The 20,681-nt window shown below is 62.1% G+C and carries 23 protein-coding genes; 12 read left to right on the top strand and 11 right to left on the bottom strand.

The window, feature by feature from the left end; translation table 11 throughout:
• Nucleotides 1-52 precede the first annotated feature (52 nt).
• The gene (locus WMQ00_RS10570) at nt 53-2,455 is read right to left on the bottom strand and encodes an excinuclease ABC subunit UvrA (RefSeq protein ID WP_340441018.1); all 2,403 of its coding nucleotides are present in this window, start codon (nt 2,453-2,455) and stop codon (nt 53-55) included.
• A gap of 198 nt (nt 2,456-2,653) precedes the next feature.
• Between WMQ00_RS10570 and WMQ00_RS10565 the strand changes: the two genes are divergently transcribed.
• Nucleotides 2,654-3,565: a hypothetical protein gene (locus tag WMQ00_RS10565; protein WP_340441017.1), complete on the top strand. Its 912-nt coding sequence runs from the start codon at nt 2,654-2,656 to the stop codon at nt 3,563-3,565.
• Nucleotides 3,566-3,568: 3 nt separating this feature from the next.
• Here the strand turns inward: WMQ00_RS10565 and WMQ00_RS10560 are convergent, their stop codons facing one another.
• Entirely contained in the window at nt 3,569-4,594 is a 1,026-nt protein-coding gene (locus tag WMQ00_RS10560) for an o-succinylbenzoate synthase (RefSeq protein WP_408924116.1), read from the bottom strand.
• Between the two features lie 75 nt (nt 4,595-4,669).
• Between WMQ00_RS10560 and WMQ00_RS10555 the strand changes: the two genes are divergently transcribed.
• The 9 genes from WMQ00_RS10555 to menE all read left to right on the top strand — a co-directional run bounded on the left by WMQ00_RS10555 (nt 4,670) and on the right by menE (nt 11,716).
• Nucleotides 4,670-5,131, top strand: coding sequence for a DIP1984 family protein (locus tag WMQ00_RS10555; RefSeq protein ID WP_297847049.1), 462 nt, complete (start codon nt 4,670-4,672; stop codon nt 5,129-5,131).
• 295 nt (nt 5,132-5,426) lie between these two features.
• Nucleotides 5,427-6,395, top strand: coding sequence for a 1,4-dihydroxy-2-naphthoyl-CoA synthase (locus tag WMQ00_RS10550; protein WP_239204715.1), 969 nt, complete (start codon nt 5,427-5,429; stop codon nt 6,393-6,395).
• A gap of 15 nt (nt 6,396-6,410) precedes the next feature.
• Nucleotides 6,411-6,560, top strand: a complete 150-nt coding sequence (locus WMQ00_RS10545) for a hypothetical protein (RefSeq protein WP_005322953.1) — start codon at nt 6,411-6,413, stop codon at nt 6,558-6,560.
• Nucleotides 6,561-6,651: 91 nt separating this feature from the next.
• Complete coding sequence (locus WMQ00_RS10540) at nt 6,652-6,840, top strand: hypothetical protein (RefSeq protein WP_005322954.1); 189 nt, start codon at nt 6,652-6,654, stop codon at nt 6,838-6,840.
• Nucleotides 6,841-7,009: 169 nt separating this feature from the next.
• A complete protein-coding gene (locus tag WMQ00_RS10535) occupies nt 7,010-8,176 on the top strand; it encodes a metal ABC transporter substrate-binding protein (RefSeq protein ID WP_200288303.1) in 1,167 nt (388 codons plus the stop codon).
• A gap of 6 nt (nt 8,177-8,182) precedes the next feature.
• Nucleotides 8,183-8,869 (top strand): metal ABC transporter ATP-binding protein, encoded by a 687-nt coding sequence (locus WMQ00_RS10530; RefSeq protein ID WP_005322958.1) that lies wholly within the window; start codon nt 8,183-8,185, stop codon nt 8,867-8,869.
• Nucleotides 8,869-9,699: a metal ABC transporter permease gene (locus tag WMQ00_RS10525; protein WP_049377866.1), complete on the top strand. Its 831-nt coding sequence runs from the start codon at nt 8,869-8,871 to the stop codon at nt 9,697-9,699. Before WMQ00_RS10530 ends, WMQ00_RS10525 begins: the two co-directional genes overlap by 1 nt.
• Nucleotides 9,699-10,526: a metal ABC transporter permease gene (locus tag WMQ00_RS10520; RefSeq protein WP_340441015.1), complete on the top strand. Its 828-nt coding sequence runs from the start codon at nt 9,699-9,701 to the stop codon at nt 10,524-10,526. The genes WMQ00_RS10525 and WMQ00_RS10520 overlap by 1 nt, the downstream gene beginning before the upstream one ends.
• 56 nt (nt 10,527-10,582) lie before the next feature.
• The gene (gene menE, locus WMQ00_RS10515) at nt 10,583-11,716 is read left to right on the top strand and encodes an o-succinylbenzoate--CoA ligase (RefSeq protein WP_005322961.1); all 1,134 of its coding nucleotides are present in this window, start codon (nt 10,583-10,585) and stop codon (nt 11,714-11,716) included.
• Here menE and WMQ00_RS10510 read toward each other — a convergent pair whose 3' ends face one another.
• Nucleotides 11,717-12,388, bottom strand: coding sequence for a metal-dependent transcriptional regulator (locus WMQ00_RS10510; RefSeq protein ID WP_034656208.1), 672 nt, complete (start codon nt 12,386-12,388; stop codon nt 11,717-11,719).
• A 214-nt stretch (nt 12,389-12,602) separates the two neighbouring features.
• Between WMQ00_RS10510 and WMQ00_RS10505 the strand changes: the two genes are divergently transcribed.
• Complete coding sequence (locus tag WMQ00_RS10505; protein ID WP_023020498.1) at nt 12,603-13,493, top strand: 1,4-dihydroxy-2-naphthoate polyprenyltransferase; 891 nt, start codon at nt 12,603-12,605, stop codon at nt 13,491-13,493.
• Here WMQ00_RS10505 and WMQ00_RS10500 read toward each other — a convergent pair.
• Nucleotides 13,490-13,816, bottom strand: a complete 327-nt coding sequence (locus tag WMQ00_RS10500) for a DUF4229 domain-containing protein (RefSeq protein ID WP_340441014.1) — start codon at nt 13,814-13,816, stop codon at nt 13,490-13,492. The two genes, WMQ00_RS10505 and WMQ00_RS10500, sit on opposite strands and share 4 nt — an antisense overlap.
• A gap of 38 nt (nt 13,817-13,854) precedes the next feature.
• Here WMQ00_RS10500 and WMQ00_RS10495 point away from each other — a divergent pair, with 38 nt between their 5' ends.
• A complete protein-coding gene (locus WMQ00_RS10495; protein ID WP_200288304.1) occupies nt 13,855-14,100 on the top strand; it encodes a hypothetical protein in 246 nt (81 codons plus the stop codon).
• Here WMQ00_RS10495 and WMQ00_RS10490 read toward each other — a convergent pair.
• The 7 genes from WMQ00_RS10490 to hemL all read right to left on the bottom strand — a co-directional run bounded on the left by WMQ00_RS10490 (nt 14,097) and on the right by hemL (nt 20,437).
• A complete protein-coding gene (locus tag WMQ00_RS10490) occupies nt 14,097-14,357 on the bottom strand; it encodes a helix-turn-helix domain-containing protein (protein WP_200288305.1) in 261 nt (86 codons plus the stop codon). The genes WMQ00_RS10495 and WMQ00_RS10490 overlap by 4 nt on opposite strands.
• On the bottom strand, nt 14,358-15,377 hold the full coding sequence (gene ccsB / locus WMQ00_RS10485) for a c-type cytochrome biogenesis protein CcsB (RefSeq protein WP_023020495.1): 1,020 nt from the start codon (nt 15,375-15,377) through the stop codon (nt 14,358-14,360).
• A 93-nt stretch (nt 15,378-15,470) separates the two neighbouring features.
• Nucleotides 15,471-17,102, bottom strand: coding sequence for a cytochrome c biogenesis protein ResB (locus tag WMQ00_RS10480; RefSeq protein ID WP_301732255.1), 1,632 nt, complete (start codon nt 17,100-17,102; stop codon nt 15,471-15,473).
• A 7-nt stretch (nt 17,103-17,109) separates the two neighbouring features.
• On the bottom strand, nt 17,110-17,913 hold the full coding sequence (locus tag WMQ00_RS10475; protein WP_023020493.1) for a cytochrome c biogenesis CcdA family protein: 804 nt from the start codon (nt 17,911-17,913) through the stop codon (nt 17,110-17,112).
• Nucleotides 17,914-18,519 (bottom strand): TlpA disulfide reductase family protein, encoded by a 606-nt coding sequence (locus WMQ00_RS10470; RefSeq protein ID WP_023020492.1) that lies wholly within the window; start codon nt 18,517-18,519, stop codon nt 17,914-17,916.
• Nucleotides 18,519-19,127, bottom strand: coding sequence for a histidine phosphatase family protein (locus tag WMQ00_RS10465; protein WP_023020491.1), 609 nt, complete (start codon nt 19,125-19,127; stop codon nt 18,519-18,521). The genes WMQ00_RS10470 and WMQ00_RS10465 overlap by 1 nt, the downstream gene beginning before the upstream one ends.
• Before the next feature lie 8 nt (nt 19,128-19,135).
• On the bottom strand, nt 19,136-20,437 hold the full coding sequence (gene hemL, locus WMQ00_RS10460) for a glutamate-1-semialdehyde 2,1-aminomutase (protein ID WP_239204734.1): 1,302 nt from the start codon (nt 20,435-20,437) through the stop codon (nt 19,136-19,138).
• Between the last annotated feature and the right edge of the window lie 244 nt (nt 20,438-20,681).

The raw sequence follows: 20,681 nt of genomic DNA, 5'->3' as shown, positions 1-20,681 counted from the left end.
GTGAGATCCCAGAGAGGTCTCCCACAGCTAACGGGTAGCTAAGGCTCGCCGCTTAATGCGCTCGGCGTGCACTCAAGGCGCGGCCCGTGGCGGTATCCTCTGCGGCAACCTGCGCCGGGGTGGCATCCGCGATGATGCGGCCGCCATCTTCGCCAGCGCCCGGGCCCATCTCAATGATGCGGTCCGCATTCGCCATGACCGAAAGATCATGCTCGACGACGATCACCGTATGTCCAGCATCCGCCAGCTTATGCAGCTCGGTATTGAGCAGGTCGATATCGGCTGGGTGCAGGCCCGTGGTGGGCTCATCGAGCAGGTAAACCGTGTGGCCGCGGCGAGAATTGCGAGAGCGCTGCAGTTCCGTGGCGAGCTTGATGCGCTGGGCCTCTCCGCCGGACAGCTCCGGTGCACCTTGACCCAAGCGGAGGTAGCCCAGGCCGACGGCCTGCAGTGTGGCGATGGCGCGGTAAATCTTTTCCTCTTCGGCGAATACCTCTGCGGCTTCGTCGACGGTGAGCTCCAAGATATCCGCGATGGTGCGGCCCTGCCAGGTTACTTCGAGGGTTTCCTCGTTGAAGCGGGCGCCGCCGCACTCTGGGCAGGTGGTATACGAGCCTGGCAAAAAGACCAGCTCCACTTCGATTTTGCCCGCGCCGCCACAGGTGGGGCACTGGCCTTGCTTCACGTTGTAGGAAAAGCGCGAGACCGTCCACTTGCGCTGCTTGGCCTCGTCGGTGGAGGCGAAGAGCTTGCGGACGTTATCGAAAAGACCGGTATAGGTTGCCAGCGTGGAGCGCGGGGTGCGGCCGATGGGCTTTTGGGTAATCTGCACGACGCGCTTGACTCGGTCAAAGCCTTCCGTGCTCTCTACCGACCAGCCCTTCTCCTCGGTCTCTTCTTCATCGGAGACGGCCGTAGCGGATTGGCGCAGCAGGCCGGCAAGTACCGTACTGACCAGAGTGGACTTACCGGAACCGGATACTCCAGCGACCGCCGTGAATTGGCCGAGACCAAAATCTACATCGAGGTTGTCGATGCTGCGGGCTTTGATGCCGCGAAGGGTGAGGTGGGAAGAGGGGGTACGGGGGTCGTCGGCAAGCGCGAGCGTGCGATTAGCCAAGGCACGGGCGGTGGGGGTGTCCGCGTCGTAGTCCGCGACTGGACCCGAATAAACGACGTTACCGCCGCGCTCGCCGGCCAGCGGGCCGACGTCAACGAGCCAGTCCGCCTGCGCGACCAAATCCATGTCATGCTCTACCAAGAGCACAGAATTGCCGGCCGCGATGAAGCGGCGGCACATGTCCATCACGGCATCGCGCTCATCTGGGTGCAGGCCGGCCGAGGGCTCATCGAGCACATAGGCCACGCCAAAGAGACCGGAGCGCAGCTGCGCCGCCAGTCGGATACGCTGCATCTCGCCGCCAGATAGGCTCTGCGTTGGCCGATCCAGGCTTAGATGCGCCAGGCCGAGCTCGAGCGCCGAGGTCAAGGCAGGAAGAATCTGTTTGAGCAATAAGTCCTCGGCCGAATTCTCCTCCGGATTCTGCTTGCTGAGCACCGCGTGGACCCTATCGAGCGGCAGCGCGCCCAGCTCATCAATGGGCATGCCCGCATAAGCCACCTTCAGCGCGGCTGGGTTGAGACGGCGGCCTCCGCAGGTTTCGCACTCGCGCGATTCCATATAGGACAGGGTGCGCTTGCGCAGGGTATCCGATTGGGTCTCTGCCAGCGTCTTCTTCAGGTAGCTGGCCACCGAACGCCACGTGCCCTCATAATTGCGCTGAATCTGGTCCTTGCCGCGCAGGGGCTTGACCGTGACTACTGGGCGCTCCTCGGTAAAGAGAATCCAGTCGCGGTCTTTCTGTGGCAGCTCTTGCCAGGGCGAATCCAGGTCATAGCCTAGGTTCATCAGGATGTCGTGGAAATTCTTGCCGGCCCAAGCGCCCGGCCAGGCTTGGATGGCGCCTTCCTCGATGGAAAGGGTGGGATCCGGGACCATCGAGTCCTCGGTCGGCTCATGCACCACACCCGTGCCGTGGCACTGCGGGCACATTCCCTCAGGCGTATTGGGCGAGAAGGAATCGGAGTATAGGCCCTCCGGGTTATCCCCAGCGCGCGAATAGAGCAGGCGCACGCTATTGGAGAGTGCGGAGACTGTGCCGACCGTGGAGCGCGCCCCGCCGCCGGAGTTCGATTGCTGCAGCGCGACCGTCGGCGGCAGGCCCTCTACCTGGCTGACCTGCGGGTCGACGGCCGAGCTAATGAGGCGGCGTGCGAAGGGGGCTACCGATTCAAGGTAGCGACGCTGGCCTTCGCCGTGAATCGTGCCGAAAGCAAGCGAAGACTTGCCAGAGCCGGACACCCCAGTGACAGCGACGAGTTTGCCACGGGGCATATCGACGTCGACGTTGCGCAGGTTGTGCAGGTGGGCATCGCGGACCTTGATAGTAGACATGTCCTCTAGCGTACGCACAGGTGGCGGGCTGGGCAGCGACCTCTATCTTGGCTTTCCGCCGCTGATCGCGCACCGATCGCGATTTTCGTCCATCTAAACCAGGGATTTCGTCGACGGTTTAAGCGGTTTGTATGGACGAAAGTCGTGATCCCAGCAGTTCCGCGGAACCGAATCCTCAGCGCAGCAGTCTAAAAGGCTATGTACACACGAAAAGACCTGTTCGAAAAAGGAATGACTCAATATCGAATTGAAAAGGAGGTGGCAGAGGGCAGACTCCTCCGGCTTAGGCGCAATTGTTACGTCCCGGCGGAGGCAGAGGCGAAAGATAAGCTCAACGCGGTGGCACAGCTTTATCCGGACGCGGTGTTTTCAGGGACAGCGGCTCTCGCGGCCTATGGCTTATGCGAAGTACGCCTGCCGGCGGTGATCCGGGTGGATAATAATAGCCGGATGCGGGCGGATGATCTGGTGCATATGGTGAGGTCGCGACCAGTGCCGGCGAATCGAGTGAGGGGCGTAAAGATGGCGTTGCCGGCGCAGGCGGTAGCAGATGCATTGAGCTTTGAGCACTGCAGCAAGTGGCTGCTGAAGGATGCGCTGGCGCAGGCGTATCGCGGGCTCAACGGAAGGGGGAGATTCTCGGCCGATCTAGAGCGAGTGAGCAGCAAGAAAAGGGATGCGGTGCGCGAATTGGCGGAGCGGGCGCCGGTGGGGACGGCGTCGAAGTGGGAGCAGCGGATTTACCACGAAATGCGGCGGGTGGGGCTCAAGCCGGTGCCGAATTTCCGTCTAGGGCCGTATACCTGGGATTTGGGCTTCGAAGCGGGAACTACGGTGGTGGATTTGGACTCGCTTTATTATCACGCGCCGGAAGATAATCACCGGGAATTTCTCATCGGGACGTGGAAGACCAATCATGCGGTGCAGCATGGGTGGGCGCCGTTGAAATTTACTGATGAATGCACCGACTACCACCTCAAGCTGGTGGTGGAGACGGTGCAAGAAACGGTGGCGCATCGACGCAGCGTGCGCGGGCTAAAGAGCAGTCCGCCAAAGGTGCGGCGGGCGCTGGCGACTCCGGCGTGGCGGTTCCACCAAAGCTTGCTCTAGAGCCTAGTCAGACAGGTGAGGCCAGCAGGCGCGAAGGCGGTCGAACCACCAATCGCGGCGGTCGGCGGGGGCAGCGAGGGCAGTCAGGCGGTCCGGGTCGGGGGCGAGGATATCGGCGGGGAGGTGGCCATCGACAAGCGGGCGCGGGGCGGTGACGTCTTCTGTAAAGAGGGAGCCGGTGGCAAGTCCAGCGGCGGCCGGGGTGACGTCGATGTCTTCATCGTCGTAGATGCGCGGGAGGGCAGCAACGGCCGCGAGGCCCATATTGATGCCGATGGAGGTGTCGAGCGCGGAGGCCACCGTGATGTCCATGTGACGCTGGCGCAGGTGCTGGGCTACCTCGAGGACGCGGCGCACGCCACCGAGCGGGGCGGGCTTAACCACGGCGACGTCTGCGGCCTGCAGCTCGGCGACGCGATAGGGGTCGGCGACCTTACGAATGGACTCATCGGCGGCCACGCGTACGAAGAGGCCGGCGCGCATGAGGCGGCCGCGCACTTGGGCGAGCTCCTCAGTGGTAGCGCATGGCTGTTCCATATAGTCCAGCGGCATCATCATCTGCGCAGCCTGGACTGCTTCCTCCACGGTCCAGCCGCCATTGGCATCCACGCGCAGGATAGGGATTTCGCCGCGTTGGGTGATGGTGTCGCGGACGGCGCGTACGCGAGCGGCGTCGTCGGCAAGCGTGTGGCCCTTTTCTGCCACCTTGATTTTGAAGGTGCGGCAGCCAGGGTAGCGCTCCACTACGGCCGGGACCTCGCTGGCGGGCACGGCCGGGATGGTGGCGTTGACCTCGATGGAATCGCGCACCGGCTCCGGGAAGCCCTCGTAGGCGGCCTCCAGCCCCGCGCGCAACCAGGCGGCGGACTCGGCCGGGCCGTACTCCAGGAAGGGTGCGAACTCGCCCCAACCGGCTGGGCCATCGATGAGCAGGGCCTCCCTCGTGGTGATGCCGCGGAAACGCACGGCAAGCGGGAGGGAGACTACGTGGGCGCGGTCGAGGACGTCATCGATATGCATGGCTTTCATGGTAGCGCTCTCAGACCATTGACCCCTCCCCCGCTCTGCGCTATTTTGGGAACCTATACCAATAGAGGAGGAATTATGCTGCTAGCTGAGGCATTGGCGGAACGCGCCCAGGCGCAGGAGCGCCTCAATAGCCTGCACGAGCGGCTGCTCGCCGTGGTTCGCGTGCAGGAGGGCGATACCCCGGAGGAGGATCCGCAGGAACTGCTGCGCGAGCTCGACGGCGTGGCCGGGCGCATCGATGAGCTGGTTCAGGCCATCAATGCGACGAATATCGCCACCGCCTTCGATGAGAAGATGAACTTGATGGAAGCCCTCGCGCTGCGCGACGGCCTCTTGCGCAAGCGCCGCATCTACCACGACCTAGCGCAGCGGGCGGGCACGCGCTCGGATCGTTATTCCCGCACCGAGATCAAGTTTGTCTCCACCATCCCGGTGGCGGATATGCGCAAGCGCGTCGACGATCTATCTAAGCAGTACCGCGAGCTGGATACCCGCATCCAGCAGCTGAACTGGAATACCGAACTGAAAAACGGATAGTCATGTCGCGCGCCGCATAGAGCGCGCGATGGTAGCCCACACGCCTGCAGCGAGCAGGCCCCCACCCTGGAGGGGAAAATCCTGGGACACAGGCCCCCTTTAGCGCTTTTAAAAGGGGCGGGGAGTTCGAGTCTCCCCATGGCATGGAGTACCGCGCTGGTATGGCGTACACGGGTATTGTGCGGGGCAAAACCTCGCAGTATCGCGTATTGATTATTACCGGCCTGCTGGGCAGCGCGTGTGGGTGAGGGTTGGGAATGGGGACTATTCTTCTTTTGCCACTAAGCTGGCCGATATGAGCGAGCAGAAAAAATACAGCACCGATAATCCCTTTCGGCCGGAATTGTGGCATTCCGTAGAAGGCTTTGAGGACCTCACGGATATCACCTATCACCGGCTCAACGGTGAGGGCCGCAAGAACGGCATCGTGCGCATCGCCTTCGACCGCCCGGAGGTGCGCAATGCGTTTCGCCCGCATACCGTAGACGAGCTCTACCGCGCAATAGATCACGCCCGCCGCACGCCGGATGTGGGCACGATTTTGCTCACCGGCAATGGCCCTTCCGAAAAGGATGGCGGCTGGGCGTTTTGTTCCGGCGGCGACCAGCGCATTCGCGGCCGCTCCGGCTACCGCTACGCCACCGAGCACGCCCATGATGACGCCACCGCGGATGAATCCACCGTGGACACCGCCCGCGAAAAGGTGGAGGGCGGTCGCTTGCATATCCTCGAGGTCCAGCGCCTTATCCGCACCATGCCCAAGGTGGTTATCGCCGTGGTCAATGGTTGGGCGGCCGGCGGCGGTCACTCGCTGCACGTGGTCTGCGATATGACGGTCGCCTCCCGCCAGGAGGCGCGCTTCAAGCAGACGGACGCGGACGTGGGTTCCTTCGATGCCGGCTATGGTTCGGCCTACCTAGCTAAGATGGTGGGCCAGAAATTCGCCCGCGAGATCTTCTTCTTGGGTCGCACCTATGATGCCCAGCGGATGTATGAGATGGGCGCGGTCAATGAGGTTGTCGATCACGCCGACTTGGAAGACGCCGCAATCCAGATGGGCCGCGAAATCAACGGCAAGTCCCCAACAGCCCAGCGCATGCTGAAGTTCGCTTTCAACCTGACCGATGACGGCCTCATGGGCCAGCAGGTCTTCGCCGGCGAGGCGACCCGCCTGGCGTACATGACCGACGAGGCCGTCGAGGGCAAAGAAGCATTCCTCGAAAAGCGCGACCCGCAGTGGGAGCAGTTCCCGTATTACTACTAGCCAGGAGTTAGCACGATGTGGATTTTCGCCATCGGCTTGGCCACACTTGCACTGGCGGGCGTCATCGTCTCGCGAGTGTGGATGCTCAAGCGTATCAAGGATGCGCAGGACAGCGGGGAGCGTCCCTTCGATCAGGAGGACACCCCGCGCAATCCATACATGTAGCGGAGTAAATGGCGTGGGACGCCCTCGGACCGGAGTGAGACATCTCAAGCAATTGTGGACATGCCCATAGTTAATACTTAAAGTGTCGAACATGAAACTCTGCAACTCATTCGTCATGCTCGCAGCACGCGTCGCCCTGGGCGTAATTCTCATCGCCCAGGGCTGGCAAAAGTTCTCCGAATGGACCGTCGCCGTCGCGGGCCTGATGCTCGCCGCCGGCCCCGGCATACGCTCTCTGGATCAGCTCCCCTTCAGCAAAAAGGCAAAAGTAGCCAAATAAGGCCACCGCTTCCTAGCCTCTCACTTCACTCATTGAAGTGAGAGGCATTTTTAAATTTTGGCAGCTTAAGGAAGAGATAGGACCACCTAAGTTCATTACGTTGAACAATCTAGTTCAAGGGTGCTAGTGTTTGTTGAGTTCACTTCTCCTAATACAAAGGAAGTTCATTATGAGCTCAAATCACAGCACCCCACGCCGGCCCCTACAGCGCATTCTCGCAGGCACCTGCGCCCTCGCACTCGGCTCCAGCCTCGCCGCTTGCAGCGCCTCGAAGGAATCCATCGACGCTGCAAAGCCGAAGGACGGCGACACCGTCAAGGCCGTGGCCACGACTACCCAGATCTGCGACTACCTCACCCAGGTAGCCGCCGGCGGCCTCAAGCTCCACAAGGTCGACTCCCAGGGTGCGGAGACCAACTCCGGCGAGGGCCCAGTGACCCTCGACCTCACCTGTTTGCTCGCCCCCAACGCCAGCGCCCACGAGCACGAGATGACCCCACAGCAGATGCAGGCGCTCTCCCAGGCCGACTACATGTTCGTCAACGGAGTCGACCTCGAGCACTTCCTCGACCAAGCCGTGGACTCCTCCGGCTTCCACGGCGTCATGGCCGTGACCTCGGGCGTCAAGAGCGAAGGTATGGGCGATGGCAACGGCAAGTACACCATCGACGAGGGCATCGAGCACGTGAGCCCGCGCCCGTGGCCTTTCCCGGGGGAGGACGGCGAGGCCCCAGAATTCAAGTACGACCCGCACGTGTGGACCTCCCCGAAGCAGGCCAAGATTCAGGTCGACAACATCGTCAACACGTTGTCCCAGGCCTCCCCGCAGGCCAAGGACGCCTTCACCGCCGCCGGCAAGAAGTACACCGACCAGTTGGAGGACCTCGACAAGTGGGCCAGCGATTCCATGTCCGCAGTTCCTGAGCAAGACCGCGTGCTCTTCTCTTCCCACGACGCCTTCGGCTACTTCTCAAACGCATACGGCGTGAAGTTCATCGGCTCCGCACTGTCTGACTTCAACAACCAGCAGGACGCCACCTCGCGCCACATCGACGAGCAGGCAAAGCAGATCCGCGAGTCCGGTGCCAAGGCCATCTTTGCGGAGAATTCCAACAGCTCGAAGTCCATCGAGGCCATCGCCCGCGCCGCAGGCGTCAAGGCGGTTACATCCGACGACGCTTTGTACGGCGACTCGCTAGGTGTGCCAGGCAGTGAGGGCGAGACCTACATCGGATCCATCGTCCACAACATCAACACCCTGGTCAGCGCCTGGGACTCCGAACAGCAACCGTTGCCGGAATCGCTGCAGGCATTCGACGTCGCCAAGCGCAAGTAGCTCTATATGTCTTCCCCATTAATCACTCTGCGCAATGCCACCTGCGGCTATGGCGCCCGGGATATCCTCACCGACGTTGATCTTGAGATCCGCGCGAGCGAGGCCGTGGCGCTCCTGGGGGCCAACGGCGCGGGCAAGTCTACGCTGCTCAAGGCAATCACTGGCCTGGCTGCCTTGCGCGGCATGGCCACCATCGACGCCTCGCTCGGCTACGTCCCGCAGTACCAAGACTCCGACCTGAGTTTTCCCGTCACGGCTTACAAGGTCGTGGAAATGGGCCTTTTGCCATCAGTGAGCTGGTGGCATAGGTGCACGAGCATGCGTAGCTATCGCGGCCATGTACTCAATGCCCTGCGACAAGTGGGGATGGAGCACCTCGCTGAGACGCGGTTTGGCCAGCTCTCGGGAGGGCAGCGCCAGCGCGTGCTCATCGCGCGCGCGTTGGTTTCGGCCCCGGAGCTGGTGCTTCTCGACGAACCCTTCAACGGGCTTGATCAAGAAAGCCGCCGAATCCTGATTCAGATCATTGCGGATCTCAAGGAAGCAGGAATCGCCCTGCTCGTCTCCACTCACGACCCCATCTTGGCGCAGCACACCTGCGACTGGGCGGCGTTTGTGCTCGACGGCAAGGTCCACACCATGGGAACCGAGGAAGCAGTGGAAACCTATATGGAGCAAGGTGCGCGACTGTAATGGAGCAGATTCTCTTCGCCCCGTACCTGCGCAATGCCTTCCTCTTCCTGCTGTGCCTATCGATTGTGGGGGCTGTCATTAGCGTCCTCGTTAATCTCCGCCGCATGGAATTTACGGTGGAAGCCCTCGTGCACTCGGTTTTTCCAGGCATCGTGGTAGGGCTCATCGTGGGCGGCATCCCGGGCATCGTGCCGGGTGCGGCCGCGGTGGCCACGGTGACGGTGCTGGTGCTGGCTTCTCTGGGTTCTGGGCGGCGCCAGTCAGCGCGGAAGCTGGATATAGAAGCCGGAACGGCCGTGGTGCTGACCTTCATGTACGGCATCGGCGTGGTCATCAGTTTGGCCTATGGCGACAAGTCCGGGCAGCTGGAGGCGCTCATGTTTGGCCGGCTTCTCGACGTCACGCAGTCCAGGCTGGCAACCTCCGTCACGCTCTGCGTGATTGCGGCACTGCTCATCCTGACAACCTGGCGCATGCAGATTCTCGTCGCTTTCGATACAGCAGCGGCCCGCGCCATGGGCGTCAACGTGGCGGCTTATGAGCTCATTGCGAATGTCGCGGTTGGCCTAATCGTGGTGGCGGCTAGCTCGGCAGTGGGTGTGTTGCTGGTTATCGGTTTTATTGTCATTCCAGGCCTCTCGGCGCGCTTGATCGCAGGATCCCCGCGCAGCATGTGCTTCTGGGCTGCGGGCTTGTCCACGCTGGCAGTGGTGGTGGGATTTGCCATCATGCTGTCCCAAACCGCGCACCAGATTTCGCCGCAGGCAATCGTCAGCTTGATGCTGGTTGTCACCGTGCCGCTAGCGGGCTTGAAGGGGGTATTTAGCTAATGGGACTGTCTCATCTTGATCCAGAGATCCTGCGGATGCCCCTCCTTGAGGCCATTGCTGTGGGATGTTTATCTGGCTTGGTTGGAACCTTGATGGTCATGGGCAAGCGCGTCTTTTTCGCCGAGAGCCTGTCGCACGGAATCTTCCCCGGCGCGGTGCTCGGCGTAGTGGTGGCCAACCTTCTGAGCTTGGATCTCTCCACGGGTTTGATGGTGGGCGCGGCACTGTTCTGCCTACCTTTGGCCTGGCTTATGCGGTGGTTGAGTACCGTCGAGGGCATTTCTTCGACCGCTGCCGCCGGCGTGACGCTCACCCTGGGATTTTCCCTGGGCATCTTGTTGCTGCGCTGGTTCCAACCGCTACCTATCCACGTGGATAGCTTTCTCGTGGGCTCGCTGACCACTGTCAATACGCAGGATGTCTGGTTTGTCAGCGCCCTGGTGGTGGTCAGCCTTGGCGTGCTGGTAGCATTTCGCCGGACGTTGGTCTCCTTCTACTTCGACCAGACGTCCTTCCGCGCACAAGGTGGAAATCCCGGCTGCTATGACTTGCTTACCCTCACGCTTATCAGCGTGACCATGGTGGTGGTGATTCCCGCGGTGGGCACTATCTTGTCCCTGGCGCTGCTGGTAGCCCCGGCGGCGGCGTTGCAGCCGTGGATCAAGCGCCCGACCCAGCTCATGCTCGGTGCCGGTATCGCGGGCATTGCGCTGGCATGCGGCGGGCTCTGGCTGGCGGCCGCACTCAGTTTGTCGGCGGGCGGCTGCATCGCGGTGCTGGCGGGTGTGTTCTATTTGCTCAGCATGGGGCTGCGGGCCTTGCTCTAAACGCCCGGCGCGCCGCCTCCCGGGACGAGCGATATGCCCGGGTAACCTGATTATTCGTGACTCATATCCTCGCCCCACTCCCAGTCGATCCCCGCAATCCCGCAGGAATTTTGGATGACCTCGAGAAGGCCATCGCTGGGCAGACCACGCTCTTACCCCTTCCCGCAGCGGACCGCACGCGGACGGAATTGCTGCGCAACCACATGCGCGCGGGCGAATCGATTGCTGAGGACATTGCTTTGGTGGTGTCCACCTCGGGTTCCACGGGCACACCGAAGGGTGCGCAGCTAAGCCCGCTTAACCTGGTGGCGAGTGCGGATGCCACCCATTCTTTCCTGGGTGGCCCCGGCCAATGGCTACTGGCCATGCCCGCCCACCACATCGCGGGCATCCAGGTGCTCGTGCGTTCGTTGGTGGCGGGTGTGGAGCCACTGTGCCTCGACCTGTCCCAAGGCTTTAACATCACCGAGTTCGCCCGCGCAGCAGAAGAACTCGCCCACACCGAGGACCGCATGTACACCGCGCTCACACCGATGCAGCTGCACAAGGCACTCGATTCGCTGGACGGCATCCAAGCACTGCGCCGTTTCAACTCCATCCTGGTAGGTGGAGCAGCGCCACATCCCCAGCTATTGGAATCTGCGCGCAAGCTCGACATCACCGTGGTAACCACCTATGGCTCCTCGGAGACTGCGGGCGGTTGCGTCTACAACGGCACTCCCCTGCCCGGCACCGAGGTGCGCATCGGGGAAGATAACCGCATTTTCCTGGGCGGGCCGACCATTGCGCAGGGCTACCGCAATGTGGAATCGCGCGACTTCGTCGGTGGCTGGTTCGCAACTTCCGACGCCGGGGAGCTCGACGCCCACGGTCAACTCACCGTCACTGGACGTCTGGACAGCATCATCAACTCGGGCGGGTTGAAGTTGCACCCAGAACAACTGGAACAGCTCTTGTTGCAGGTACCGGGCGTCGACAGTGTATGCGTGGTGGGCATCCCTGATCCACGTCTTGGCCAGATGATCGCCGCAGCTTACACCGGCTGGGCCTCGCGCACCGACATCCTCGAAGCGCTCGATGACCTGCCTCGGTGGCAGATTCCGCGCGAGATTATCCGCATTGCTGAGATGCCGCTGACCGGCCCCGGCAAGGTGGACCGTCGTGGTGTCGCAGGGCTCTTTAAGAACTGATTAGACTTCGTTAGCGCGCACCGTCACGTCGGCGGCCGCGACTTCCGCAAGAGAGAACTCCTCGTCCCCTGCGTGCAGGTTGAGCAGGCCCGCAACGCGGGAATCGACTACGACCTCGACGCCCAGGCCGACGCCATGGCTGTCGAGGTAGCGCAACAGCTCGGTGTCTCCGTCGCATACCCGCTCGATGGTGACAGGGGTGTGAAGGGGGACGTCGTCAAGCGTGAGCGTGCCAAGGTCCTCGATGCTGCCCTGCGCGTCGGGGATGGGATCGCCGTGGGGATCGCGCTGAGGATGGCCCAGGTGCTGATCGAGTCGATCGATGAAGCGATCGGAGCATGCATGCTCGAGGAGATCGGCATCCTCGTGAACCTCGTCCCAGGTGTACCCCAGCTCTTTGACCAAGAAGGTCTCGAGGAGACGATGGCGGCGGACCATGCCCATGGACAGTGCCTGGCCCTCTGGGGTCAGCGAAACGCCAGCGTAGCGCTCATGTTCCACCAGCCCTTGGGCAACGAGACGCTTTACGGCTTCCGACGCCGTGGGCACCTTTTGGTTCAATCGCCCCGCCAGCTCCTTGAGCGCGATGGGCGCGCCGCCGGAGTGCTCGGAGAGGTCCCACAGGACTTTGAGGTAGTCCTGGGTACGTTCAGGGAGATCGCTTAAATGCATGACATTCATCGTAGTAAAGGCCTTGCCCCGCGAGCGATTCACATGATAACTTTAAGAAAGTTCAACGCATTGAACTTTTGTCACGGGTGTGGCCCACAGCCGTCCTTTCTTGGGTACGTACGACGCGCTTCCGCCATACCCGTGGCTTTTATATATCCGCCGTGTGCGTCCCTTGTGCACAGCATGCCCGCGGTGGCGTGGCACAATAACTGACATGTCACTTTCTGCCTATCCCGCAACTGCCAAAGACTGGCTCCAAGGCGCACGCCCGCACACGTGGGCTAATGCCTTCGCCCCAGTCATCGCTGGTACTGGTGCCGCAGCGGCTGCCGACGGCGCGCACTTCGGCCGCGCGCTTCTCGCCCTCGTGGTGGCGTGGGCGCTCATCATCGGTGTCAATTACGCCAACGATTACTCGGATGGCATCCGCGGCACCGACGACGACCGCACCGGTCCGCAGCGCCTCACCGGCGGCGGCCTGGCCCGCCCGCAGCAGGTGAAACTCGCGGCCTTCGCCGCCTTCGCCGTGGCCGGACTCGCCGGCATCGCGCTGTCTTTTGCGGCGCACGCCTGGTGGCTCATCCTCGTCGGCGCGCTATGCATCACCGGCGCGTGGTTTTATACCGGTGGCAAGAACCCGTATGGCTATCGCGGGCTCGGCGAGGTCGCCGTCTTTATCTTCTTCGGGCTCGTCGCTGTGCTCGGCACCGAATTCACCCAGGCCGGCCGCCTGTCGTGGTCGGGCCTCGCGCTGGCCGTGGGCATCGGCGCGATGAGCTCCGGGGTGAACCTAGTCAATAATATCCGCGATATTCCCTCCGACGCCGAAACCGGCAAGATTACGCTCGCCGTACGCCTCGGCAACGAGAAGGCGCGCCTGCTCTTTACGGTGCTACTCCTACTGCCATTCCTGCTGACCATTGGCATTGCCTTCAGCAGCTGGCTCGCACTCGCCGGCTTGGTCTACTTTCCCTTCGCGCTGCGCGCCATTCGCACCGTCAATCGCGGCGCTCAAGGACCAAAGCTTATCCCCGTGCTCGGCCTGACCGGCCGCGCGATGCTCCTGTGGGCGATTATCGAGGCCGCCGCACTCATCCTCGTCTAGTCCTGCGCGGCGCGCCCTTCTAGCTCCGCCTGTACCCAGCGTTTGTGGGCCTTGCGCTGGGCGGAGTACTCGGCCAGCGTTTGGGTGGCCTCGATGCGCCACTTTTTAAAGATGAGCATCGATAGCGGCAGCGCCACGAAGAGCGCCAACAGCGCCGAGACGAGCACCGGGATGGGAAAGCGGATGGCGATGGACAAAAGCTCGATCACCACGGTCAAAGCGATAAAAAGCACTACGCGGGCGAGCCCATACTTCCACAGCGCCACACGGGAACGGCGTCGCAGTTCTGGGTCCGGCTTGGGTGGCTCAGGGTTATGCGTCATGGGGGTTGATTGTACGCGGTGCAGGTAGAATTCCACGCATGGGCCGAATCATCCTCCTTTTACTCTTTGTCCTCGCCGCCTACTTGGTGTGGAAGGCCTTCGGGCCCTCCACATGGAAAAAGCGCGAGGTGGAACAACCCCGCGCCATCAAGGGACCCGACGATGATGAAGAATTCCTCTGGAACTTGGAAAAGGAGCGCTTCAAGCAACGCCGCGCACAGGAGGCAGAGGAAGAAAAACGCCGCCAGCGCCGCAATCGCGGCACCGACGGCGAGAAGGATTAGGATTCCTTCGGCACGAAGCGCATCTCCAAGCCGAGGGCCTCGGCCACGGCGGTAATCTTTTCCCACCGCACGCCCGCGCCCCCGTGCTCGATGGTGTGGAGGGTGGAGCGGGAGATACCGGCGGCGTCGGCAAGCTGCTGTTGCAAGATGCCCAGCTCGCGGCGACGTTCCGCAAATTGCGCGCCCAGCCCCAAAATCACCGCGTTATCACCAGCCGGCTTGCCCGGCTTATGGCGCGGGCTCGTATGCTCCGCCATTTAATTCAGCCCCGCATAGGAGTGCAGGCCGGAGACAACCATGTTGATAAAGAAGAGGTTGAAGACCATCAGCGCCATCGCCATGACATTGATCCACGGCGCCGCCTTGCGGAACGCCGGCGTTGCACGCGCGTGCAGGTAGGCGGCATACAGGATCCAGGTGGCAAAGGACACGGTTTCCTTCGGGTCCCAGCCCCAGAAGCGGCCCCAAGCGGACTCAGCCCAGATGGCACCCAGGATAATGCCCAAGCCCAAGGTCGGCAGGGTGATTACGGCCAGACGGTAGGCCAGCTGGTCAATCTTCGCGGCAGAAGGCAATGGGCGGGCTACAGCACCGAAAAAGCCATGCTCGGCATGCTTCGGCTGTGCCATACGGAATAGGGTCAGCAGCGAGACAATGCCGGAAATAATACCAATGGACGCGCCCAAGGACACCACGGTGACGTGGATGGGCAGCCAGTGCGACTGCAGCGCCGGCACCACTGGGGCAGACTCGGCATAGAGCTTGGTGGAGCCATAAAACATCAGCGCCAATACCGGGGTGAGCAGCCATGGCCACACGGTGCGCCACTCCTTACGCTGCATGGCAATATTGCCCACCAGCAGCACACCGAAGCTCACCATCAGCACGTACTCGTATAGGTTGCCAAAGGGGAAACGGCCGGTAGCCAGGCCACGCAGCACAATCGCCGCGGCGTGGAGCGCAATGCCTACCCACATCAGCGAGCTGGTCATACCGCCGAGCTTATCGGCCTTGCGCTCCTTCTCCTTCAGCTCACCTTCCGTGATACCGGAAGAGGACTGGGCCACCTCGCCCGCATAGCTCTGCTTATCGACGCCCCCAGCGCCCGCCCCCACCAAGACCTTCGCGGCCTGGGACTTCACGGCACGGCGGCCCTCGATAATTCCCTGCATGCGGCCGTAGTAGAACAGCGACATAAAGAGCGCGACGCAGTACACCACAAAGGCGGTCTGCACCGCGATATCCGAGAAATTAGACAGATTCTGATCGATCTGCATGAACGCTCCTAGCCAATACACGTGCGGGATAGTGCTGATTACCTTACTCAGCGAAACGGCCTAGTCCAACTTTTGTTGGACTAGGCTGACGTACTAATCATCGGTATAAAGCTCGTCTTCTTCGACCTCATCTGGGTCCGGCAGCTCCAGCAGCGCGCGGTGCAACTCGTGGAATTCCTCGGACCAACCGGCGCGGTCGGTGCGGGCGAGACCGCCCATTTCCACATCGGTGCCGCCGGCCGCGTTCGGCCGCAGGCGGATATAGACGCGGCGGCGCTTAATCACCAGCGAACCCACCAAGGAGATGAGCATTACCAGCGCGGAGACCAGCACCCACTTCTGGAAGGGGTCATAAGAGACCTGGTAATTGGCAAACTCGCTGGCGCCGTTGAAAGTGATCTTGGTGCCATCGTCCAGAGTGACATCCTCACCCTGGTTGAGGTTCACGCGGTCAATCTTTCGCAGCTGGCCGGAGTGCACCAGGTTCGGATCCAACGAGAAGAAAGACTGCGGGGTGCCGGTATCCAAGCCGGCATCACCACGGTAGATATCGATGGCCATGGCCGGATCCTGCAAACCTGGGTAGGAGGACTGCAGCAGCTTGCCGTTCTCACCGGCCCACTCGGCCGTAGGCGCGAACAGACCCTGAATGGCGATCTGATTCTGACGACGCTCATAGAGGTCCGGGTACATGCCGGCCGGCGGGTCAAAGCGCATCGCGCCGGAGGACAAGAAGAAGGTCGTATCATTCGGCTGGAACTGAATAGTCTGGGTGCGCTTTTCCCCATTGGGCCATTCCACGGTGACCGTCGGCGCGTAGCCATGGCCCTGCAAATAAACGCGGTTATGCGCCAGGCGCAGCGGATGGTTGACCTTGAGCTCATAATCCTTCCACTCGGAGTCATCCTTGTAGATGTCATCGCCCTCCGCGTAGGAGACGTTGGAGGTAAACATCTCGGCCTGGCCGTTCGGCAGGTACTCGGCCGCGAAGTCATGGGCGACGAGGCAGAAGGGGTGGAGCCCGGTGCCGTCGAAAAGCGGGCCGGCGCGGAAGGAGTCAAAGTTAGACGTAGAGGTATTGCAGAACTCCGTAGACTGATCCAGGGTCTGGTCGCCGCCCTGCGAGCCAGACTCAGTGACCACGATGACCTGGCCTTCGTAGTTGACCAGCTTGCCGGCGGCAACCGTGACCAAGATGGCTACCAGCGCCACGTGGAAAATAAGGTTGGCTAGCTCGCGGCCGTATCCGCGCTCCGCGGAAAAGGTATGCACGCCGGCACGGTCCTTCTCCGGGGAATACTCGGCCACGCGCCACCTCTTCAGGCGCTTCTTAATTTCCGCGGATAGTTCCTCCTCGCTCTTTTCCGAGTGCCCCTCGGCCGCCAGCGGCAGCTTGTGGAGGTACTTCGGGGCGCGCGTCGGCGGGGTCTTCCACGCCTTATAGTGATCCCAGGAGCGCGGCAGGATGCAGCCAACCAGGGAAATCGCCAAGAGGACGAAGATGGCTTGGAACCAGACGGAGGAAAAGACGTCGAAAAGCTGCAGCTTGTCGTAGATCTTCGCCACGTTGCCATTGGACTCAATAAAGTCCTGCACGTTCTGCTCGTTGAGATCGCGCTGCGGCAGCAAAGAACCGGGAATCGCGGCCAGCGCCAGCAAGAAAAGCAGCGCTAGCGCGGTGCGCATACTGGTCAGCCAATGCCAGGCTTTGCGGAAATATTTCACGTCTCTCCTAAATAAGGGTTGCGCCGTAGTTGCCGGTCCACTGGCGGATGAGGCTAATAAATTCGCCCCATAGGCCGGTTACCAGGGCCAGGCCGACGAGGATCATGGCCACGCCGCCGATTATTTGGATGGTATGCGAGTGTTTGCGGGCCCACGAAATCGTGCGCATCGCCCGCGCGGAGCCCAGCGCCACCAGAAGGAACGGTAGGCCCAGGCCCAGGCAATAAAAGATGATGAGCAGCACGCCACGCGCGGCCGTCATGCCCTCGGTGCCGGCCGATACAGAAATGATGGCGGCCAGCGTTGGGCCCAAGCACGGCGTCCAGCCCAGCGCGAATATCCCGCCCAGCAGCGGCGCGCCCAGCCAGGTGGTCCAGCGCTTCGGTGCCATGCGGGTGTCTTTCTGCAGCGCTGGAATCGCGCCTAGGAAGACCACACCCATCAGGATGGTCACGCCGCCGCCGACCCGCATGAGCATTTCTTCGTTGAGCCTTAGCGCGGAAATCGCGCCGAATACCGAGACCGTCGCTAGGAGGAATACCACGGTGAAGCCGAGGATGAACAAGGCCGCGGCCAGCACAACAGCCCATTGCCTGCGCTTGCCGACGCCCACCCCCAGCTCCCCATCGAAGGTAACCTCACCGCCCACCACGCCGGCCAGGTAGGAAATATAGCCGGGAACCAGCGGGATCACACACGGACTGGCGAAGCTCACCAGCCCCGCCACGGCGGCCGCGAGGAGACCCAAAATAAGTGGGCCGGAGGTCACGGCCTCGGCAAAGGAGTTGCCGAAGCTCGCTGCGTTGTCCATTTATTCCTTTTCTAGCTTGTCTACTACATCCATCACGTCTTTAGCGGTGATGGACCGCAAAAAGACCGTAGCCGGGCGGTGCTGTTTATCCAAGACGATGGTGGTGGGCACCACGGAAGTCGGCACGCCGCCTAGGGCCGCAGCCGTCTTAAACGGCGGATCATAGATGGAGGGATACTTCAGCCCATTGTCTTCGAGGAAGTCATTAGACACCTGCGGGTTATAGTCGCGCACATTAATGCCCAGGACGGTGCCAATCTTGCGCTTTTGCAGCTCGGAGTGGACCTCTTGGAGGTCATCGGCCTCGGAACGGCAGGGCGCGCACCACTGGCCCCAGGAGTTAAGCACGACGATTTCGCCGTCATAGTCTTCCAAGGAGATGGTCTTATCCGTATCGCGCACATCCTCGCCGGAGAACGTGCGCAGCGGCTTGCGCTCGGATTCCTCGTAATTGATGACCTTCTCGCCGCCGGGGGTGATGAATTCGAAGTTACCGCCGGTAGCAACCGCATTTTGGGCGTTATCGGAATCCTGCGCGCACCCAGCAAGGGTCACGGCTGCTGCCGCCAGCACCGCGCCAACTGCGCGTTTGCGTCGTAGTGCCATTAAATCTCCTGCGCCGGCGAAGAGTAGAAAATATCGGTGACCTGGTTGTCTTCAAAAAGCAGGGAGGTTACCGAGGCCAAGTCGCATTCGCGGTTCCACGGCGCGTGCGGCAAGCGCTGGCCGAGCACGGTGCGCTGCACCATCACGATGGGCAGCTGGTGGCTGACCAAAATCGCCTCGTGGCCGGCGGCGGCGGTACGGGCGCGCTCGATGGAGCCCAGCATGCGCTCGGCAATCTGCTCATAAGGCTCGCCCCACGATGGCTCCAGCGGATTGACCAGCAGCGGCCAACGGCGCGGATTCCACAGTGCGGAGCGCAGACCCTTGGTGCGCAGGCCCTCGAAGCGATTGCCGGATTCAATGAGCGTCTTATCGACTTCCACGTCCAGTCCCGTTACCTCCGCAATCGGCCGCGCTGTCTCTTGGGCGCGCTGCAGTGGCGAGGCTGCCAGGTAGGTCACATCATGGTCGCGAAAGGACTCCGCGGTCCGCGCCGCCATGGAATGCCCGCGCGAGGATAGGTGATAGCCCGGGATGCGACCGTAGAGGATCTTCTCCGGGTTGTGGACCTCGCCGTGGCGTACGAGGTGAACGATGGTGCGTGTCATGTCTCTCCTTAGTTTGCGGGACGCGCAGCGGCCGCAGCTTGGGCGGCGGGCTTGAGGGCCGCCTCGATGAGTTCAAAGTCGGCGTCGTTCAGTGCATCCGAGACAAACCAGGTCTCGAATGGGCTCGGCGCGACATAGATGCCGTTATCCAGCAGAGCGTGGAAGAACGGGGTGAAGCGGAAGGTCTCGGCCGCCTGCATATCGGCGAAGTTGCGACCCTCGCCCTCGGCAAAACGGATGGAGAACATCGAGGAGGCGCGCTGAATGTGGTGCGCTACGCCCTCGGCCGACAGCGCATCAGAAATCATGCCGGTCAGGCGGTCCGCATTGGCCTGCAGGCGCTCATAGAGCGATTCATCGGCCAGCTCCAAAGACTTCAGGCCCGAAGCCATTGCCACCGGGTTACCGGAGAGCGTGCCCGCCTGGTAGACCGGACCTTCCGGCGCGAGGTAGTCCATGACCTCGGCGCGGCCGCCAAAGGCAGCGGCCGGCAAGCCACCGGAGACGACCTTGCCAAAGGTCACCAGGTCCGCCGCCACGCCGTCGACGCCGTACCAACCCTTATAGGAGGTGCGGAAACCGGTCATGACCTCATCGAGGATGAGGAGGGCGCCGTCTTCATGGGCGACGTCGGCAAGCGCGGCGTTGAAGCCCTCATCTGGTGCCACGGTGCCCATATTGCCGGCCGAGGCCTCCGCGATAATGCAAGCAATCTCGCCCGGGTGCTGCGCGAAGGCCTCGCGCACGGCCTCGATATCGTTATAAGGAACGACGATGGTATCGGCCGCCGTCGCGCCCGTCACGCCCGGGGAATCCGGCAGCGCAAAGGTCGCCACACCGGAACCGGCCGAGGCCAGCAGGGCATCCACGTGGCCGTGGTAGCAGCCTTCAAACTTCAATACCTTGGCGCGGCCGGTAAAGCCGCGGGCCAGGCGCACCGCGGACATGGTGGCCTCGGTGCCGGAATTGACCATGCGCACCTTATCGGCCGCGGTGCGCGAAACGATGGCCTCCGCGAGCAAAGCTTCGCCTTCTGTAGGCGAGCCGAAGCTCAAACCGCCCGCAGCCGCCTTCTGCACGGCCTCCACAATCTCCGGGTGCGCGTTGCCGTGAATCATCGGACCATAGGAACTGACCAGGTCAACATACTCATTGCCATCGGCATCCCACAGGCGCGAACCCGCGCCGCGCTCAATGACGCGGGCCTGGCCACCCACGGAGCCGAACGCGCGCACCGGCGAGTTCACCCCGCCCGGAATCACCTTGGAGGAACGCTCAAACCACTGTTGCGACTGGGAAGTATTAGGCATGTCTGACATTCTAGCGATTCGCGCGCTATACAAAAGTTGGACTGCGCGATTCACAGTCAGCCGCTAAACTTCGGGGCGTTGCACTTTTCAATTCGGGGGGATTTTCAATGCAGCGCACTGTCATTTTCGCCATCCTGGCCGCTTTCTGCCTCGCCGGTTGTGCCCGGCCCGCGCGCCGATATCGCGGCCGATACCCTCGTGGATGGGCTCAAGGCCCTCGACTGGGAAGTCGATGACGTCGTGG

Origin of the sequence: Corynebacterium sp. KPL2825 (assembly GCF_037908445.1) — a bacterium.
In the GTDB taxonomy this organism is placed as follows: domain Bacteria; phylum Actinomycetota; class Actinomycetes; order Mycobacteriales; family Mycobacteriaceae; genus Corynebacterium; species Corynebacterium kefirresidentii.
This window is presented reverse-complemented; position numbering and strand designations above follow the sequence as displayed.

Bases quoted from the DNA above. Each gene is read 5' to 3' on its own strand.
- WMQ00_RS10570 (WP_340441018.1), bottom strand. From the start codon at position 2,455: ATGTCTACTATCAAGGTCCGCGATGCCCACCTGCACAACCTGCGCAAC.
- WMQ00_RS10565 (WP_340441017.1), top strand. From the start codon at position 2,654: ATGTACACACGAAAAGACCTGTTCGAAAAAGGAATGACTCAATATCGA.
- WMQ00_RS10560 (WP_408924116.1), bottom strand. From the start codon at position 4,594: ATGAAAGCCATGCATATCGATGACGTCCTCGACCGCGCCCACGTAGTC.
- WMQ00_RS10555 (WP_297847049.1), top strand. From the start codon at position 4,670: ATGCTGCTAGCTGAGGCATTGGCGGAACGCGCCCAGGCGCAGGAGCGC.
- WMQ00_RS10550 (WP_239204715.1), top strand. From the start codon at position 5,427: ATGAGCGAGCAGAAAAAATACAGCACCGATAATCCCTTTCGGCCGGAA.
- WMQ00_RS10545 (WP_005322953.1), top strand. From the start codon at position 6,411: ATGTGGATTTTCGCCATCGGCTTGGCCACACTTGCACTGGCGGGCGTC.
- WMQ00_RS10540 (WP_005322954.1), top strand. From the start codon at position 6,652: ATGAAACTCTGCAACTCATTCGTCATGCTCGCAGCACGCGTCGCCCTG.
- WMQ00_RS10535 (WP_200288303.1), top strand. From the start codon at position 7,010: ATGAGCTCAAATCACAGCACCCCACGCCGGCCCCTACAGCGCATTCTC.
- WMQ00_RS10530 (WP_005322958.1), top strand. From the start codon at position 8,183: ATGTCTTCCCCATTAATCACTCTGCGCAATGCCACCTGCGGCTATGGC.
- WMQ00_RS10525 (WP_049377866.1), top strand. From the start codon at position 8,869: ATGGAGCAGATTCTCTTCGCCCCGTACCTGCGCAATGCCTTCCTCTTC.
- WMQ00_RS10520 (WP_340441015.1), top strand. From the start codon at position 9,699: ATGGGACTGTCTCATCTTGATCCAGAGATCCTGCGGATGCCCCTCCTT.
- WMQ00_RS10510 (WP_034656208.1), bottom strand. From the start codon at position 12,388: ATGCATTTAAGCGATCTCCCTGAACGTACCCAGGACTACCTCAAAGTC.
- WMQ00_RS10505 (WP_023020498.1), top strand. From the start codon at position 12,603: ATGTCACTTTCTGCCTATCCCGCAACTGCCAAAGACTGGCTCCAAGGC.
- WMQ00_RS10500 (WP_340441014.1), bottom strand. From the start codon at position 13,816: ATGACGCATAACCCTGAGCCACCCAAGCCGGACCCAGAACTGCGACGC.
- WMQ00_RS10495 (WP_200288304.1), top strand. From the start codon at position 13,855: ATGGGCCGAATCATCCTCCTTTTACTCTTTGTCCTCGCCGCCTACTTG.
- WMQ00_RS10490 (WP_200288305.1), bottom strand. From the start codon at position 14,357: ATGGCGGAGCATACGAGCCCGCGCCATAAGCCGGGCAAGCCGGCTGGT.
- ccsB (WP_023020495.1), bottom strand. From the start codon at position 15,377: ATGCAGATCGATCAGAATCTGTCTAATTTCTCGGATATCGCGGTGCAG.
- WMQ00_RS10475 (WP_023020493.1), bottom strand. From the start codon at position 17,913: ATGGACAACGCAGCGAGCTTCGGCAACTCCTTTGCCGAGGCCGTGACC.
- WMQ00_RS10470 (WP_023020492.1), bottom strand. From the start codon at position 18,519: ATGGCACTACGACGCAAACGCGCAGTTGGCGCGGTGCTGGCGGCAGCA.
- WMQ00_RS10465 (WP_023020491.1), bottom strand. From the start codon at position 19,127: ATGACACGCACCATCGTTCACCTCGTACGCCACGGCGAGGTCCACAAC.
- hemL (WP_239204734.1), bottom strand. From the start codon at position 20,437: ATGCCTAATACTTCCCAGTCGCAACAGTGGTTTGAGCGTTCCTCCAAG.